This is a genomic window from Streptomyces sp. NBRC 110611, assembly GCF_001590865.1.
Classification (GTDB): Bacteria; Actinomycetota; Actinomycetes; order Streptomycetales; family Streptomycetaceae; genus Streptomyces.
In genome coordinates, this window is the sequence record NZ_BBUY01000002.1 from 484,841 (window position 1) to 500,079 (window position 15,239).

The window sequence follows — 15,239 nt, forward strand, 5'->3', positions numbered from 1 at the left end:
GGGCCCATCGGACAGGCCCTACGCCCCCCGGCGGCCCCCTCCCCTGGCCATGATCACGGCCAGTCCGGTGTCGGTGTCGCGCCAGTAGCCCACCGCGTCGGCCAGTACGGACTCCACGATGCTCCAGTCGTCGGGTGCGGCGGCCGCGTAGTCCTGCCAGCCCGTGACGACCAGCAGCCGGCCGCGGCCGGCCGGGCACCAGGACAGATCCGTGAGGCAGTCGGCGAGCGCGTCCCAGTTGCGGCCGAACCAGTCCGGCAGCCGCAGCGAGCGGGCGCACCGTTCCATGAACGCGGCCTTGTCGGCCGTCCCCGCCAGATCCAGGGCCGCGCCGCGCCAGCCGGCGTCCCGCGCGGCCTGCAGCGCATCCGCCACCGGCCGGCCGGCGGGCCAGGTCAGCACGCCCGGCGGCGTACGCCCGGCCAGCACCGCGGCCAGCGGCCGGGGAACGGACTCCGTCATCGCAGCACCGCCCTGAACGATCGGTAGTGGTCGTCGGTGTAGTAGGTCTCGTGGCTCTTGCCGGTGACGAGGCGGCGGGCGCCGCGGTCCCGGGAGCCGGGCGTGGGGACCGTGTACTCGTGGTAGTAGCCGCGCGGCTGACGGGGCAACAGCCGCTCGTGGTTGCCGAAGACGGTCCCGTCCTGCCGGTACGGAAAGGGCCCGTTGGCATCGATCAGCCGGAGGGTCTCGCGGGCCTGGACGGGCAGCCGGTCGGCCTGGATGACCGGTATGCCGCGCGCCCAGTCCGGCACACCGGAGGTGCCCGGCGCGGCGCTGCCGCCGGTGGCGGTGGCCCGCGGCGGCCGGGGCGAACTCCCCTTGTCCGCACCGCCGGTGGTGCATCCGCTCAGGACGAGGAGCAGTCCGGCGAGCAGCGCGGCGAGGACGGCGGCGGTGCGCCGCGGGGCGGAGTGGATCATCATGGGCCGATGCTGTCACAGGCCCGCGGCGGCTGCCCGCCGGTGGGCGCCTGAGGGGTGGCCGGGCGGCGGCCCCGGCCACCCGGGCGTCACGATCCGTCCGGGTCCGCGCGGTCCAGGGCGGGACGCGGCCCGGGGCCGGTCTCCAGCAGCAGGTGATCGGCCGCCGCGGTGTCCGTGACCAGGCTCGTCACCAGGCCGGAGCGGAGCACCGCGCCGATCGCCGCGGCCTTGCGCCGGCCGCCCGCGATGGCGACGACCTCGGGGATCCGGCGCAGCCGGTCCGCTTCGACGGTGATGCACCGCTCGCCCAGGTCCCGTCCGATCCGGCGGCCCTCGGCGTCGAAGAGGTGCGCGGACATCTCGGCGGCGGCGCCCAGCGAGGCGTAGTGCTCCCGCTCCTCCTCCGTCAGCATGTCGTAGACGGTCGAGACGCCCGGCTCCCAGGAGCCGATGGAGACACAGGCGACGGTGACCTTGTCGAAGTACTCGAAGGCGCGGGCGATCCCGGTCTGCCGGCGCAGCGCCTCGGCGGTCGCCGGGTCGGGCAGCAGCATCGGCGCGTAGATCGGGTGCGCCTCGCCTCCGGAGACATCGGCGGCGCGGCGCACCGCCTCGACCGAGCCGCGGTCGGCGGTGCCGGCGTCGTACACGCCGGTCAGCTGCACGACCGTGCACGGCGGCAGCCGGTGCAGCGCGGCCGCCATGTGGATGGTCGAACGGCCCCAGGCGAGCCCGAGCACATCGCCCTCGGTGACCAGCTCGCCGAGCAGGTCGGCGGCGACCTCACCGAGGTTCTCGGGGTCGGCGGCGTCCTCGGGCGGCGTCTGGCCGCCGAAGGCGGGGGGAGCGTCCGCGGGCGATTCGACGACCACGGCGTGCCGCAGGCCGTAGCGGGCCCGCAGGGCGTCGGAGCGCTCGGCGTCCAGTTCGGAGGGCACCCGGATCTCGATCCGTACGAGATCACGCTCCAGCGCCGTCTCCAGCACCCGCGCGACCTTGAACCGGCTGACGCCGAACTCCTCCGCGATCTGGATCTTCGACTTGCCCTCGAGATAGAAGCGGCGGGCCATGGCCGCAGCCTGCACCAGCTCGGCAGGGCCCATACCCGACTGCGGGCGGCTGGCTACCACGAAATTCTCCCCTTTTGCGCACCTGATCGAGTCTTTGCTCATCCTTTCAGAAACCCGAGGGCAACGGGGACCAACGGCGCCCCGACGCTCGTGAACACTGGGTGGCGCCACGGACAATCCGTGGCACGGCCCCGCCACGAGAGGACCACCGGTGGCCGGACCCGGCCGACCCGCCACCCCTGGTTTCCACCGCCCCGGATCCCGGGATCAGTGCGCGCAGCCCCAGCCCGCCGCCGCGGTCGCCGATTCGGCCTTCGCACGAAGGTCGCGGACCGCCTTGGCCGGGTCGTCCGCGCCGTAGACCGCGGAGCCGGCCACGAACACATCGGCGCCCGCCTCGGCGCACCGCTCGATGGTGGCGTCGGAGACCCCGCCGTCCACCTGGAGCCACAGCTCCAGGCCGTGCTTGGAGATCAGCTCACGGGTGCGGCGGATCTTGGGCAGCATGATGTCCAGGAACGCCTGGCCGCCGAAGCCGGGCTCCACCGTCATGATCAGCAGCATGTCGAGCTCGGGCAGCAGGTCCTCGTACGGCTCGATCGGCGTGGCCGGCTTGAGCGCCATCGACGCCCGCGCGCCCTTGGCCCGGATCTCCCGCGCCAGCCGCACCGGCGCGGCCGCCGCCTCCGCGTGAAAGGTCACCGACCCGGCCCCGGCCTCGATGTACTGCGGCGCCCAGCGGTCCGGGTCCTCGATCATCAGATGCAGATCGAGCGGGGTGTCCGTCGCCCTGCTCAGCGATTCGACGACCGGCACGCCGAGGGTGAGGTTGGGGACGAAGTGGTTGTCCATGACGTCGACGTGGAGCCAGTCGGCGCCCTCGACGGCCTTCGCCTCCTCGGCGAGGCGGGCGAAGTCCGCGGACAGGATGCTGGGGTTGATCAAGGCCATGCCACCAGTATGGCGTCCCGGTCCGGCGCCGCCGGAGGCGGGAGGGGACCAGGACGGGAGCCGGTGCGCCGGCCGTACTCAGCCGGTGCGGCGCAGCAGTGCCAGGTACATCGCGTCGGTGCCGTGCAGATGCGGCCACAGCTGGACGTCCGGTCCTTCGCCGAGGTCCGGCACGCCGGGCAGCAGCGGCCGGGCGTCGACCCACTCCACGTCCACCGCCGGCCCGCCGCGGCCCTTGACGACGTCCTCCACCACGGCCCGGGTCTCGGCCGGGTGCGGCGAGCAGGTCGCATAGCCGACCACGCCGCCGACCCGTACGGCGGCGAGCGCCTCCCGCAGCAGCGCGCGCTGCAGCGGGGCGAAGCCGTCGAGGTCCTCGGGGCGGCGGCGCCAGCGCGCCTCCGGCCGCCGGCGCAGCGCGCCCAGCCCGGTGCACGGCACATCCACCAGAACCCGGTCGAAGGCAGCGGGGCGCCAGGCGGGGCGGGTGCCGTCGGCGGCGATCACCGCGTACGGGCCGGGGTTGCCGGCCAGCGCCCGCGCCACCAGCCGGGCCCGGTGCGGCTGCTTCTCGGACGCCAGCAGCGCGGCACCGCGCTCCGCCGCGAGGGCGGCCAGCAGGGCCGCCTTGCCGCCGGGGCCCGCGCAGCCGTCGAGCCAGGTGCGGTCCGGGCCCTCGACGGGCGCGTTCGCCAGCGCGAGCGCGACCAGCTGGCTGCCCTCGTCCTGGACCCCGGCGCGCCCCTCACGGACCGCGTCCAGCGCGCCGGGCTCGCCGCCCTCCGCGAGCCGCACCGCGTACGGCGACCAGTTGCCGGGCAGCGCGCCGTCCTCGCCGGCCGCGGCCAGCAGCTCCTGCGCGGTGGCCCGGCCGGGGCGCGCCACCAGGGTCACCTCGGGCCGCTCGTTGTCCGCCGCCAGCAGGTCCTCGATCCCGGCCCGGCCGCCGCCGAGCGCGTCCCACAGCGCCGAGACGATCCAGCGGGGGTGGGCGTGCACGATGCCGAGGTGCTCTTCGGGGTCCTCGTCGTAGTCCGGGGCGACCCGCGCCAGCCAGCCGTCCAGGTCCTCGGCCGCGACCTTGCGCAGCACCGCGTTGACGAACTTGGCCCGCCCGTCGCCCAGCACCACCCGGGCCAGCTCGACGGTCGCGCTGACCGCGGCGTGGGTGGGGATCCGGGTGCCGAGCAGCTGGTGCGCGCCGAGCGTCAGCACGTCCAGGACCGGCGGGTCCACCTCGCGCAACGGCCGGTCCACGCACCGCGCGAGGATCGCGTCGTACGTCCCCTGGCGCCGCAGCGACCCGTACACCAGCTCCGTGGCCAGCGCGGCGTCCCGGCTGTCGAAGTCGCCGCCCTCGCGCGCCTTGCGCAGCAGCGGCGGCAGGACGAGGTTCGCATAGGCGTCCCGCTCGTCGACGGCCCGCAACGCCTCGAACGCGAGGATCCGTACCGGGTCCTTCTTGGGGCGGCGATAGGGCTTACGGGTGCCGTGACGGCGGGGCGGCTGCTGGCTCACAGAAAAGGTGCTCCGGATACGAGAGGGGGGTTCCGTCCCAGCCTACGCGGGCCGGGAGACGCGAGCGCCCGGGGCCCGGCGAGGAGCGGGCGGCACTTCTCACGCGCCCTGGTCGCCCAGCCGCTCCCCCGCCGTGATGCGGACGCCGCGTGCCCAGTCCGCCGCCTTCATCGGCTTCTTGCCCTGCGGCTGGACCCAGAGCGGTTCGACCGGGTGGCTGCCGGTGCCGACGTACACCGCCTTCTTCGTGACGGCGAGTTCGCCGGGCGCGAGGTCGGGTCCGGTGTGGCCGGCGGCGGGGGTGGCGGACATCAGCTTGAGGCGCTCGCCACGGAAGAGCGTCCAGGCGCCGGGCGCGGGCGCGCAGGCGCGGATCAGCCGGTCGACGCGGAGCGCCGGCGCCGTCCAGTCCACCTTGGCGTCCTCGACCTCGATCTTCGGTGCGAGGGTGACGCCGTCGGCCGGCTGCGGGACGGCCTCAAGGGTGCCGTCCTCGATGCCGTCCATCGTCGCGACGAGCAGCCCGGAGCCGGCGAACGCCAGCCGGGTGAGCAGATCGCCGCTGGTGTCCGTCGGCCGGACCTCCTCCGTCAACACCCCGTAGACCGGGCCGGAGTCCAGCCCCTCCTCGATCCGGAAGGTCGAGGCTCCGGTCACCTCGTCGCCCGCGAGCACCGAGTGCTGCACGGGCGCCGCGCCCCGCCACGCGGGCAGCAGCGAGAAGTGCAGATTCACCCACCCCTTCGCGGGGATGTCGAGCGCGGCCTTCGGCAGCAGCGCGCCGTAGGCGACCACCGGGCAGCAGTCCGGCGCGATCTCCCGCAGCCGGTCGAGGAAGTCCTCGTCGCGCGGCCGGGCGGGCTTGAGCACCTCGATGCCGGCCTCCTCGGCGCGCTCCGCGACGGGGCTGGCGACCAGCCGCCGGCCACGCCCGGCGGGCGCGTCGGGCCGGGTCACGACGGCCACGACCTCGTGCCGGTCGGAGGCGATCAGGGCATCGAGGGCGGGTACGGCGACCTCGGGGGTGCCGGCGAAGACAAGCCTCATGGGTGGCGGTCTACCTCTCACACGCAGCGGAACGACGGACCAGTCTAGGGTCCTCGGTCCAGGCTCCGGCGGTGCGCCCAGGGGGCGTACGAGAATTCCCGCGCCCCGTATGGGATCTCGCACGCCCCCATACCGTGACCAGAGCCGCTGCTGTCGCGTTGGTCAAACAGCATTGACCTACGACCGGGCCGCTTTGGCGGCCCGCTCGCTTTCACCGATACCTTTTCCACGCCGGTTCGAGAGGCTTGCTCATGGCCGACCACGCAACCCACGACGCCCAGGCGCGCGCCAGCCTGCATCTCCTGGTGCGGGACATCGAGCGGGTCCGCCGGCAGGTGGACGCGCTGCGCACACTGACCGCTCAGCTCGGCAACGTCTACCGGCCGCGGCGTACGGGCCCCTCCGCGGGCTTCGTCGTCTACGGGCGCGCGCCCGCGCCGACCGTGCGTCTTGCCCAGGAGCTACGGGACAGCGTCGAGACGCTCGTCACCGCCGCGGTCGACTTCGACCGCTCGCTGGGGTTCTCCTGGGACGCGGTGGGCTCGGCGCTCGGCGTCACGAAGCAGGCGGTGCACCGCCGTTACGGTGCCCGCAGGGCGGCCGCGCAGCCGGCTGCCGACAACAGCGGCGGCGAGTCGGCGGTACGGACAGCGGAACCTCCCGCCTCCTCGGCCTCGCCCTCGCCCCGCGCGGTGACCATGGCCTCGGGGCTGCCGGGCACCCCGTCCGTGCCCGCCGCCCGTTCCATGCCCACCCAGCCCTCGGGGGCGTCCCGCGACGAACCGGCCCGCCCGGGCGCCTTCCCCGGCCCCCGCCACGGCTGACCACTCCCCCACTGGCCGCGGCCCCTCACACGGCCTACCGCGCACGGCTCCTCGCACCGGCCTGCCGGGCGCGGCTCCTCGCACCGCTCGCCAGCGCCCCGGGACCGCTTTGCCGTTCCGGGCCCGGGGCGGCGCCGTGCCCGCTGCGCCGTACCCGCTGCCCGGCGCCCGCGGGCTCAGCCCAGATCCAGCGGATCGATCCGTACCCGTACCGCCTCCCCCTCCCGCTTGACCAGCCGCGCCACGCGTGCCGCCTTGAGCGCCGCGGCAAGGGCCGCCCCCTGGCCGGGGCGGACCCGTACGAGCGCGCGTTCCCACTCCTCGCCGGGCCGGGGGTGCCCCCGGCCGGAGGCCGGGGCAGGGTCGCCCGGACGGCGCGGCCGCCCGGGGTCGGGGGCCGGCAGCGGAACCGGCCCCAGCACCTCTGCTCCGGCCGGGAGTTCCGCGGTCCGCAACAGCTCGGCCACGTCCTCGCCGCGGCCGGCCACCGACGCCATCCGGGACACCGGGGGGAACCCCAGCTCGGCCCGCTCGGCCAGTTCGCGGACCGCGTGGCCGGCCGGATCCCAGCGCACCAGCGCCTGCACCGGACGGAGTGTCGGTTCCGCGATCACCGCGACCGCGCCGCCCGCCGGCTGGCCCCGGACCAGCGCCGCGGCGGCCAGCCAGCGGCGCAGCGCCTCCTCCCCGGCCCGCAGGTCCGGCCGTCCGAGCAGCGCCCAGCCGTCCAGCAGCAGCGCGGCCGCGTAGCCCTCGCCCTCGGCCACCGGCTCGGCTCCGGGCGTGCTCACCACGAGGGCGGGCGCGTCGGGCACCGTCGTCAGGACATGGTCCCGCCCCGACGTGCGCACCGGGACCGCCGGGAACGCCCGGCCCAGCTCCTCCGCCGTCCGCCGGGCGCCCACGACCTGGGCCCGCAGCCGCCCGCCGCCGCACTCGGCGCAGTGCCAGCCGGGCTCCGGCCGTCCGCACCACACACAGCTCAACTCGCCCGCCGCCGGCGCCTGGAGCGGTCCGGCGCAGGCCCGGCAGCGGGCCGGCGTACGGCACCGCTCGCACGCCAGCCGGGGCGCATAGCCACGGCGCGGCACCTGGACCAGGACCGGCCCGCGCCGGAGCCCGTCCCGCACCGTCTGCCAGGCCATCGTCGGCAGCCGGGCGGCCCGCGCGGCGGCGTCCCGTGCCTCGTCGCCGTCGCCGACCGTACGGACCAGCGGGGCGGCGGCCCGGACCTGTTCCCGGTCCGCCGCCAGCGGGCGCGCCCAGCCCGACTCGACCAGCTGGGCCGCCTCGACCGTGCAGCTCAGTCCGCCGAGCAGGAACCCGGACCGCTCGGTCACCGCCCGCTGGATGAGCACTTCTCTGGCATGCGGCTGCGGTGCGTGCGGATCGCTGTGGCTGGCGTCGCCGTCGTCCCACAGCGCCACCAGTCCGAGGCCGGCGACCGGCGCGAACATCGCCGCCCGGGTCCCGACGACGCCGCGCACCGCACCCCGGCTCACCGCCAGCCAGCGCCGGTACCGCTCCTCGGGCCCGGCATCGGCGGTCAGCAGCACATGGCGGCCCTCCCCGATCAGCTCGCGGAGCGCGGTGTCGACGCGTGCCGCGGCCCGGCCGTCCGGCACCACCACCAGCGCCCCGCGGCCGCCCGCCAGCGCCGCGGCCGCCGCCCGCGCCAGCTCCTGCGGCCAGGTCGGCCCCGGCAGCGCCGTCCACACCGCCCGTGGCGCGTCCCCGCGCGTCAGCGCCGCCAGGAATCCGGCCCCCGCCCCGTAACGCGCCCAACTCCCCGCTTCGGGGGGCGGGTTGGGCGGCAACGGGGCCGGTGACGGCTTGGCCTCGGCGCGCGCCCGGCGCGGCGGCACCGCCAGCTGCACCACATCGGCCAACGTCCCGGCATAGCGGTCCGCCACCGCCCGGCACAGCGCCAGCAGCTCCGGCGACAGCACCCGCTCCGGCGACAGCACCTGCGCGACCGGCGCCAGCACTCCCCGGTAGTCGCTCCGTGCCGCCCGCTCCACGATGAACCCGCTGACCAGCTTGCCCCCTTCCCGCCGGCCCCCCTTCTCCCCGGCCCCGAACCGCACCCGCACCCGCACCCCGGGCTGCGCCTCGGCGTCCATCGCCGCGGGCACGGCGTAGTCGAAGAACCGGTCCAGGTGCACCAGGCCCTTGTCCACCAGCACCCGCGCCACCGGCAGCTCCGCCGCCAGCTCCGCGCCCCGCCACGTCCGCGGTCTGGCCCGGTCCTCCTTCCGTTCCCGCACGGCCTCCCGGATCAGCGCCAGCTGCTCCCCGGCCTCCGATGCCTCCGCCCGCCCGTTCTCCCTGCTCACAGCTTCAGTCTTAGCAGACGGGACTGACAGCGGCCGGGGCGCTGTGGACAGCCCACGGCCCCGGACCGTCGAGCGGTCCGGGGCCGGGTCGGATCAGGCGGCGGTACGCGGCTGCTTACAGCCCCGCGGCCTTCTTCAGGGCGTCCACGCGGTCGGTGCGCTCCCAGGTGAAGTCCTCCAGCTCGCGGCCGAAGTGGCCGTAGGCGGCGGTCTGGGCGTAGATCGGGCGGAGCAGGTCGAGGTCGCGGATGATCGCGGCCGGGCGGAGGTCGAAGACCTCGGAGATGGCCTGCTCGATCTTGTCGGTGTCGACGGCGTTGGTGCCGAAGGTCTCGACGAAGAGGCCGACCGGCTCGGCCTTGCCGATCGCGTAGGCGACCTGGACCTCGCAGCGCGAGGCGAGGCCGGCCGCGACGACGTTCTTGGCGACCCAGCGCATGGCGTAGGCGGCCGAGCGGTCGACCTTGGACGGGTCCTTGCCGGAGAAGGCGCCGCCGCCGTGGCGGGCCATACCGCCGTAGGTGTCGATGATGATCTTGCGGCCGGTGAGGCCGGCGTCGCCCATCGGGCCGCCGATCTCGAAGCGTCCGGTCGGGTTGACCAGCAGGCGGTAGCCGTCGGTGTCCAGCTTGATGCCGTCCTCGACGAGCTGGTTGAGGACGTGCTCGACGACGAACTCGCGGATGTCGGGCGCGAGCAGGGAGTCGAGGTCGATGTCGGAGGCGTGCTGCGACGAGACGACGACGGTGTCGAGGCGGACGGCCTTGTGGCCGTCGTACTCGATGGTGACCTGGGTCTTGCCGTCGGGGCGGAGGTAGGGGATGGTGCCGTTCTTCCGGACCTCGGAGAGGCGGCGGGAGAGCCGGTGCGCGAGGTTGATCGGGAGCGGCATCAGCTCCGGGGTCTCGTCGCACGCGTAGCCGAACATCAGGCCCTGGTCGCCCGCGCCCTGCCGGTCGAGCTCGTCCGCGTCCTCACCTGCGGCGGCACCGTCGACGCGGTACTCGTGGGCGGTGTCGACGCCCTGGGCGATGTCCGGGGACTGCGCACCGATGGAGACCGAGACACCGCAGGACGCGCCGTCGAAGCCCTTCTTGGACGAGTCGTAACCGATCTCCAGGATCTTGTTACGGACGAGGTTGGGGATGTCGGCGTATGCCTTGGTCGTCACCTCACCGGCCACATGGACCAGGCCGGTGGTGATCAGCGTCTCGACGGCGACCCGGGACGTCGGGTCCTCCTTCAGGAGCGCGTCGAGAATGGTGTCGCTGATCTGGTCAGCGATCTTGTCGGGGTGGCCCTCGGTGACGGACTCCGAGGTGAACAGGCGGCGGGACACATCGCTCCCTGGGGTTGCAGCGGCTGCTGGCTGATCATTGACGGAAGGGCCGAGAGCTGCGCTCGGCCCGATCCACTCGCCAGTTTATCGGTCGTCTGTGGCATTCGGGCACACGGTCTCGATTTATCGACCCCCCGTGACCTGGGACACCACGCGTTACGGTAGGACGATCACCTTGATCATGGGACGGGGTCAAGGGGGCGCGCCGCTTTTTACGGCGCCGTCCGGGTGAAATGGGCGCGGGACGACGAGGTTCAGGGGCGAGTCTCGGCCATACGGGGCACCACCAGGTCCCACACCCGGTCGGCGAGCGCGTCCTTGGGGCCGTACGGGACTGGCGTCTCGGTGCCGTCGGCCGCCAGGACGACCGCCTCGTTCTCGGCCGAGCCGAACGCCTTGTGCTCGCCGACCTCGTTGACGACCAGCAGGTCGCAGCCCTTGCGGGCGAGTTTGGCCCGGCCGTTGGCGAGCACGTCGTCGGTCTCGGCGGCGAAGCCCACCACGACCTGCCCGGGGCGGGCCCGGTCGGCGGAGAGCTCGGCGAGGATGTCCGGATTCCGGACGAGCATGATCGGCTCGGGCTCCTGCCCGTCGATCTTCTTGATCTTGCCGGCGGTGTAGACGGCGGGCCGGAAGTCGGCCACGGCCGCGGCCATGACCACCGCGTCCGCGTCCGCGGCGGCCTTCAGCACGGCCTCCCGGAGCTGCCGGGCGGTGCCGACCGGGACCACGTCCACGCCGGCCGGGTCGGGCAGCTCGGTGTTGCCCGCGATCAGGGTGACCCGGGCGCCGCGCGCGGCCGCGGTGGCGGCGAGCGCGTAGCCCTGTCGGCCGGAGGAGCGGTTGCCCAGGTAGCGCACGGGATCCAGCGGTTCACGGGTGCCGCCGGCGGTGACCACGACATGACGGCCGGCGAGGTCCGGTACCAGGGCCCCCGCGGCGCCACCGGCCGGGTCGCTTCTCCGCAGGATGTGGCGGCAGAGCGCGAAGATCCCGACGGGGTCGGGGAAGCGGCCCTTGCCGGTGTCGGCGCCGGTCAGCCGGCCGACCGCGGGCTCGACGACGATCGCGCCGCGGCGGCGCACGGTGGCCACGTTCTCCTGAGTGGCCGGGTGCTCCCACATCTCGGTGTGCATCGCGGGGGCGAAGACCACCGGACAGCGCGCGGTGAGCAGGGTGTTGGTCAGCAGGTCGTCGGCGAGGCCGTGGGCGGCCTTCGCCAGGATGTCGGCGGTGGCCGGGGCCACGACCACCAGGTCGGCGGCCTGGCCGATACGGACGTGCGGAACCTCGTGGACGGACTCCCAGACCTCGGTGCCGGCCGGGTTGCCGGACAGCGCCGACCAGGTGGCCTCGCCGACGAAGTGGAGGGCGGCGGCGGTGGGGACGACCCGTACGTCGTGCCCGGACTCGGTCAGCCGGCGCAGCAGCTCGCATGCCTTGTACGCGGCGATACCGCCGCTGACCCCCAGGACGACCCTGGGCCGCCGGTCCCGCTCCTGTTCCCGCTTGTCCATCGCTTCCCCGCTCCCCGAGCTCAGGTCCGTACGCCGGTGTGCCCCGATGGCACGCCTGCCCCTATGACACACCAAGGGCCCGGCGGAAGCTCCGCCGGGCCCTTGATGCATGCCGTACCGGTCAGTGAGCCGGGCCCTCGATGGACTCGGAGGTCAGCAGGCCCGCGTTGATCTCGCGGAGCGCGATCGAGAGGGGCTTCTCGTGGACGTGGGTGTCGACGAGCGGACCGACGTACTCGAGCAGGCCCTCGCCGAGCTGCGAGTAGTACGCGTTGATCTGGCGCGCGCGCTTGGCGGCGTAGATCACAAGGCTGTACTTCGAGTCGGTGGCCTCGAGAAGCTCATCAATGGGCGGGTTGATGATGCCCTCAGGCGCGGTGATGGAAGAGGACACTCTCTGCCTTCCGTTGCGATCTCGCGATCGTTGTGATCCGTTGTGATCCCACGACGACGCGCCGATGCGCGTCGGTCGTCGAAGATCCGGGAGCCGTGGGGGACGTCGCCGCGTCAGCCGCTGATGTCCTGGCCCCCAGACCGATCCAGCATCAAGGCTAGCAGTTCACGGCTGACGTCCTCGACGGAGGTGTTGACGAGTGTCACGTCGAACTCCTTCTCCGCGGCCAGCTCGACCCGGGCGGCCTCCAGACGGCGCTCGATGACCTCGGGCGCCTCGGTGCCCCGGCCGGTGAGCCGGCGGACCAGCTCCTCCCAGCTCGGCGGCGCGAGGAAGACCAGGTGGGCGTCGTCCATGGACTCACGGACCTGACGGGCACCCTGCAGGTCGATCTCCAGCAGGACGGGCTCGCCGGCCTCCAGCCGGTCCAGCACCGCCTTGCGGGGCGTGCCGTAGCGGTTGCCCGCGAACTCGGCCCATTCGAGCAGCTCACCGTTGGCGACGAGCTTGTCGAACTCCTCGTCGTCGACGAAGAAGTACTGGACGCCGTGCCGCTCCCCGGGCCGCGGCTTGCGGGTGGTCGCCGAGACCGAGAGCCAGACCTCGGGGTGGACCTTGCGCATATGCGCGACGACCGTGCTCTTGCCGACCCCGGAGGGGCCGGAGAGCACGGTCAGTCGCGGTCGTCTGGCCGGGGGCGCGGGGGTCGTCCCCCGGGAGACTGCTGAACTCATGCAGCGATTATTCCAGCTTCCCGGCGATGCCGGAAAATTCAGGAACCTGTGCTGCCGAACTCCTTCTCCAGCGACGCGATCTGGTTGGAGCCGAGGCCCCGGACGCGGCGGCTCTCGGAGATCCCGAGCCGCTCCATGATCTGCTTGGCGCGGACCTTGCCGACGCCCGGCAGGGACTCCAGCAGGGCGGAGACCTTCATCTTGCCGATGACGTCGTTCTTCTGGCCCTGCTGGATGACCTCGTGCAGGGAGGCACCGGAGTGCTTGAGCCGATTCTTGACCTCGGCGCGCTCCCGGCGAGCCGCGGCGGCCTTCTCGAGCGCGGCTGCGCGCTGTTCAGGGGTAAGGGGCGGAAGAGCCACGCCTACGTCACCTCGGATGTCGAACTGTCGGATTACGGACCGGTTGTGGAACCTAGTCGCCCCACACCTGCGGAGCAACGAGCAACGCGCTTGCACGCGGTGCTCTCGTCGGAGACTAGCGGCCGATCGCGCCAGAGTCAGCGAGAACAGCGGAAAAGTCCTGGTCAGACTCTGCTGACCAGGACAATTCGGGACCAAACGCCCCGCCTTACGGTGCCTGATCCAGTGCGGTGCGCACCTCCGCGGTGAATCGGTCCGCCGCGGAACGGAGCGCCGCGGCGTCCGGACCGTGCCGCAGCACCCCCCGGCTGACGCTCGGGACGACGTTGCGCACGGCGTTCCCGAAGACGGTGGGGAGGTCGGCGGGGGTGGCGCCCTGGGCGCCGATGCCGGGTGCCAGCAGCGGGCCGTTGATCGCCAGGTCGAACGACGAGAGATCGCCGAGCGTCGCGCCGACGACCGCGCCGAAGGAGCCCAGCGGCTCGGCGCCGGCGTTCTCGGCGGCGAGGTGGCCCAGCATGGTCGCCCCGATGGTCCGGCCGTCCTCGCGCACCGCCCGCTGCACCTCCGCGCCCTCCGGGTTGGAGGTGAGGGCGAGGACGAACAGCCCGGCGCCGCTCTCCCGGGCCAGCTCGACGGCCGGGCGCAGGGAGCCGTAGCCGAGGTACGGGGAGACCGTCAGGGCGTCCGAGAACAGCGGGGAGTCCGGGCGCAGGAAGGCCTCGGCGTACGCGGCCATGGTCGAGCCGATGTCGCCGCGCTTGGCGTCCATCACGATCAGGGCGCCGCGCTCGCGGGCCTCGGCGACGGCGGTCTCCAGGACGGCCAGGCCGCGCGAGCCGAAGCGCTCGAAGAACGCCGCCTGCGGTTTGAAGACCGCGACCCGCTCGCCGAGCGTCTCGACGACGGTGCGGGTGAAGCGGGCCAGGCCGGCGATGTCGTCGTTCAGGCCCCAGTCGGCCAGCAGCGAGGCGTGCGGGTCGATGCCGACGCAGAGCGGGCCGCGCTCGTCCATGGCGCGGCGCAGGCGCGCCCCGAAGGGCTCCACAGGGGTCATCGGGTCACCTTCCGGTGCTCGGCACCGACCGCGTCGGCGAGGGTGGCGTACGGGCTGTCGCGCAGCCGGGCGGCGAGGCCCTTATGGATCGTCCGGCACCAGAACGGCCCCTGGTAGATGAAGGCGCTGTAGCCCTGGACGAGGGTGGCGCCGGCCAGGATGCGCTGCCAGGCGTCCTCGGCGGTCTCGATGCCGCCCACGCCGATCAGGGTGATCCGGTCGCCGACGCGGGCGTAGAGGCGGCGCAGCACCTCCAGGGAGCGCTCCTTGAGGGGCGCGCCGGACAGGCCGCCGGTCTCGGCGGTCAGCTCCGGGCCGGAGACCAGGCCGAGGCCGTCGCGGGCGATGGTGGTGTTGGTGGCGATGATGCCGTCCAGGCCGAGCTCGACGGCGAGGTCGGCGACCGCGTCCACGTCCTCGTCGGCCAGGTCGGGGGCGATCTTGACCAGCAGCGGGACGCGGCGGTCGGTGACGGTCCGGTCGGCGGCCTCGCGTACGGCGGTGAGCAGCGGCCGCAGCGCCTCGGTGGCCTGGAGGTTGCGCAGGCCGGGGGTGTTCGGCGACGAGACGTTCACGACCAGGTAGTCGGCGTGCCGGGCCAGCCGCTCGGTGGACTTCACGTAGTCGGCGGCGGCCTCGGCCTCCGGGACGACCTTGGTCTTGCCGATGTTGACCCCGACGACGGTCCGGAACACCGGGTTGCGGACCGCCAGCCGGGCCGCGACCGAGGCCGAGCCCTCGTTGTTGAAGCCCATGCGGTTGATCAGCGCGCGGTCCGGTACGAGCCGGAAGAGGCGCTTCTTGGGGTTGCCGGGCTGCGGTTCGCCGGTGACCGTGCCGATCTCGACGTGGTCGAAGCCGAGCATCGCCATCCCGTCGACCGCGGCGGCGTTCTTGTCGAAGCCGGCGGCCAGGCCGAACGGGCCGTGCATCCGCAGGCCGAGTGCCTCGGTGCGCAGTGCGCGGTGGCGGGGGGCGAGCACCGCCGCGAGGAACGTGCGGAGCACGGGGACGCGGGCGGCGCGGCGGATCCAGCGGAAGGCCAGGTGGTGGGCGCGCTCGGGGTCCATGCGCCGGAAGACGAGCCGGAAGAAGAGCTGGTACATAGATGGGTCCTCGGTGGGTCCTCGGTCGGTCCTCATGAGGAGGGGGACACCGGTGCCG

The 15,239-nt window shown here is 74.0% G+C and carries 15 protein-coding genes; 1 reads left to right on the forward strand and 14 read right to left on the reverse strand.

Features of this window, described 5'->3' with window-relative positions; translation table 11 throughout:
- Window positions 1-18: 18 nt before the first annotated feature.
- The 6 genes from AZE13_RS06600 to fmt all read right to left on the reverse strand — a co-directional run bounded on the left by AZE13_RS06600 (window position 19) and on the right by fmt (window position 5,512).
- A complete protein-coding gene (locus tag AZE13_RS06600) occupies window positions 19-462 on the reverse strand; it encodes a barstar family protein (RefSeq protein ID WP_066927899.1) in 444 nt (147 codons plus the stop codon).
- Window positions 459-926 carry a ribonuclease domain-containing protein gene (locus AZE13_RS06605; RefSeq protein WP_066927901.1) on the reverse strand — a complete coding sequence of 156 codons (468 nt, stop codon included), beginning with the start codon at window positions 924-926 and terminating at the stop codon, window positions 459-461. The genes AZE13_RS06600 and AZE13_RS06605 overlap by 4 nt, the downstream gene beginning before the upstream one ends.
- 86 nt (window positions 927-1,012) lie before the next feature.
- Entirely contained in the window at window positions 1,013-2,029 is a 1,017-nt protein-coding gene (locus AZE13_RS06610) for a sugar-binding transcriptional regulator (RefSeq protein WP_066927903.1), read from the reverse strand.
- A 234-nt stretch (window positions 2,030-2,263) separates the two neighbouring features.
- The gene (gene rpe / locus AZE13_RS06615; RefSeq protein WP_066927904.1) at window positions 2,264-2,947 is read right to left on the reverse strand and encodes a ribulose-phosphate 3-epimerase; all 684 of its coding nucleotides are present in this window, start codon (window positions 2,945-2,947) and stop codon (window positions 2,264-2,266) included.
- A 78-nt stretch (window positions 2,948-3,025) separates the two neighbouring features.
- Window positions 3,026-4,465, reverse strand: coding sequence for an RsmB/NOP family class I SAM-dependent RNA methyltransferase (locus AZE13_RS06620; RefSeq protein ID WP_066927906.1), 1,440 nt, complete (start codon window positions 4,463-4,465; stop codon window positions 3,026-3,028).
- Window positions 4,466-4,564: 99 nt separating this feature from the next.
- Window positions 4,565-5,512: a methionyl-tRNA formyltransferase gene (gene fmt, locus AZE13_RS06625; protein ID WP_066927908.1), complete on the reverse strand. Its 948-nt coding sequence runs from the start codon at window positions 5,510-5,512 to the stop codon at window positions 4,565-4,567.
- A gap of 251 nt (window positions 5,513-5,763) precedes the next feature.
- Between fmt and AZE13_RS06630 the strand changes: the two genes are divergently transcribed.
- Window positions 5,764-6,336 (forward strand): hypothetical protein, encoded by a 573-nt coding sequence (locus AZE13_RS06630; RefSeq protein ID WP_066927910.1) that lies wholly within the window; start codon window positions 5,764-5,766, stop codon window positions 6,334-6,336.
- A 176-nt stretch (window positions 6,337-6,512) separates the two neighbouring features.
- Here AZE13_RS06630 and AZE13_RS06635 read toward each other — a convergent pair whose 3' ends face one another.
- The 8 genes from AZE13_RS06635 to AZE13_RS06670 all read right to left on the reverse strand — a co-directional run bounded on the left by AZE13_RS06635 (window position 6,513) and on the right by AZE13_RS06670 (window position 15,181).
- Window positions 6,513-8,672 (reverse strand): primosomal protein N', encoded by a 2,160-nt coding sequence (locus tag AZE13_RS06635; protein ID WP_066927912.1) that lies wholly within the window; start codon window positions 8,670-8,672, stop codon window positions 6,513-6,515.
- A gap of 115 nt (window positions 8,673-8,787) precedes the next feature.
- Window positions 8,788-10,011, reverse strand: a complete 1,224-nt coding sequence (metK, locus tag AZE13_RS06640; protein ID WP_066927914.1) for a methionine adenosyltransferase — start codon at window positions 10,009-10,011, stop codon at window positions 8,788-8,790.
- 254 nt (window positions 10,012-10,265) lie between these two features.
- Entirely contained in the window at window positions 10,266-11,528 is a 1,263-nt protein-coding gene (coaBC, locus tag AZE13_RS06645) for a bifunctional phosphopantothenoylcysteine decarboxylase/phosphopantothenate--cysteine ligase CoaBC (protein ID WP_066927916.1), read from the reverse strand.
- A gap of 121 nt (window positions 11,529-11,649) precedes the next feature.
- The gene (gene rpoZ, locus AZE13_RS06650) at window positions 11,650-11,922 is read right to left on the reverse strand and encodes a DNA-directed RNA polymerase subunit omega (protein ID WP_066927919.1); all 273 of its coding nucleotides are present in this window, start codon (window positions 11,920-11,922) and stop codon (window positions 11,650-11,652) included.
- Window positions 11,923-12,035: 113 nt separating this feature from the next.
- Window positions 12,036-12,656 (reverse strand): guanylate kinase, encoded by a 621-nt coding sequence (gene gmk, locus AZE13_RS06655; RefSeq protein WP_079123761.1) that lies wholly within the window; start codon window positions 12,654-12,656, stop codon window positions 12,036-12,038.
- Window positions 12,657-12,694: 38 nt separating this feature from the next.
- A complete protein-coding gene (locus AZE13_RS06660) occupies window positions 12,695-13,018 on the reverse strand; it encodes an integration host factor (RefSeq protein WP_066927922.1) in 324 nt (107 codons plus the stop codon).
- A gap of 208 nt (window positions 13,019-13,226) precedes the next feature.
- Window positions 13,227-14,075: an orotidine-5'-phosphate decarboxylase gene (pyrF, locus tag AZE13_RS06665; RefSeq protein WP_066927924.1), complete on the reverse strand. Its 849-nt coding sequence runs from the start codon at window positions 14,073-14,075 to the stop codon at window positions 13,227-13,229.
- Window positions 14,072-15,181 carry a quinone-dependent dihydroorotate dehydrogenase gene (locus AZE13_RS06670; RefSeq protein ID WP_066927926.1) on the reverse strand — a complete coding sequence of 370 codons (1,110 nt, stop codon included), beginning with the start codon at window positions 15,179-15,181 and terminating at the stop codon, window positions 14,072-14,074. The genes pyrF and AZE13_RS06670 overlap by 4 nt, the downstream gene beginning before the upstream one ends.
- Window positions 15,182-15,239 lie beyond the last annotated feature (58 nt).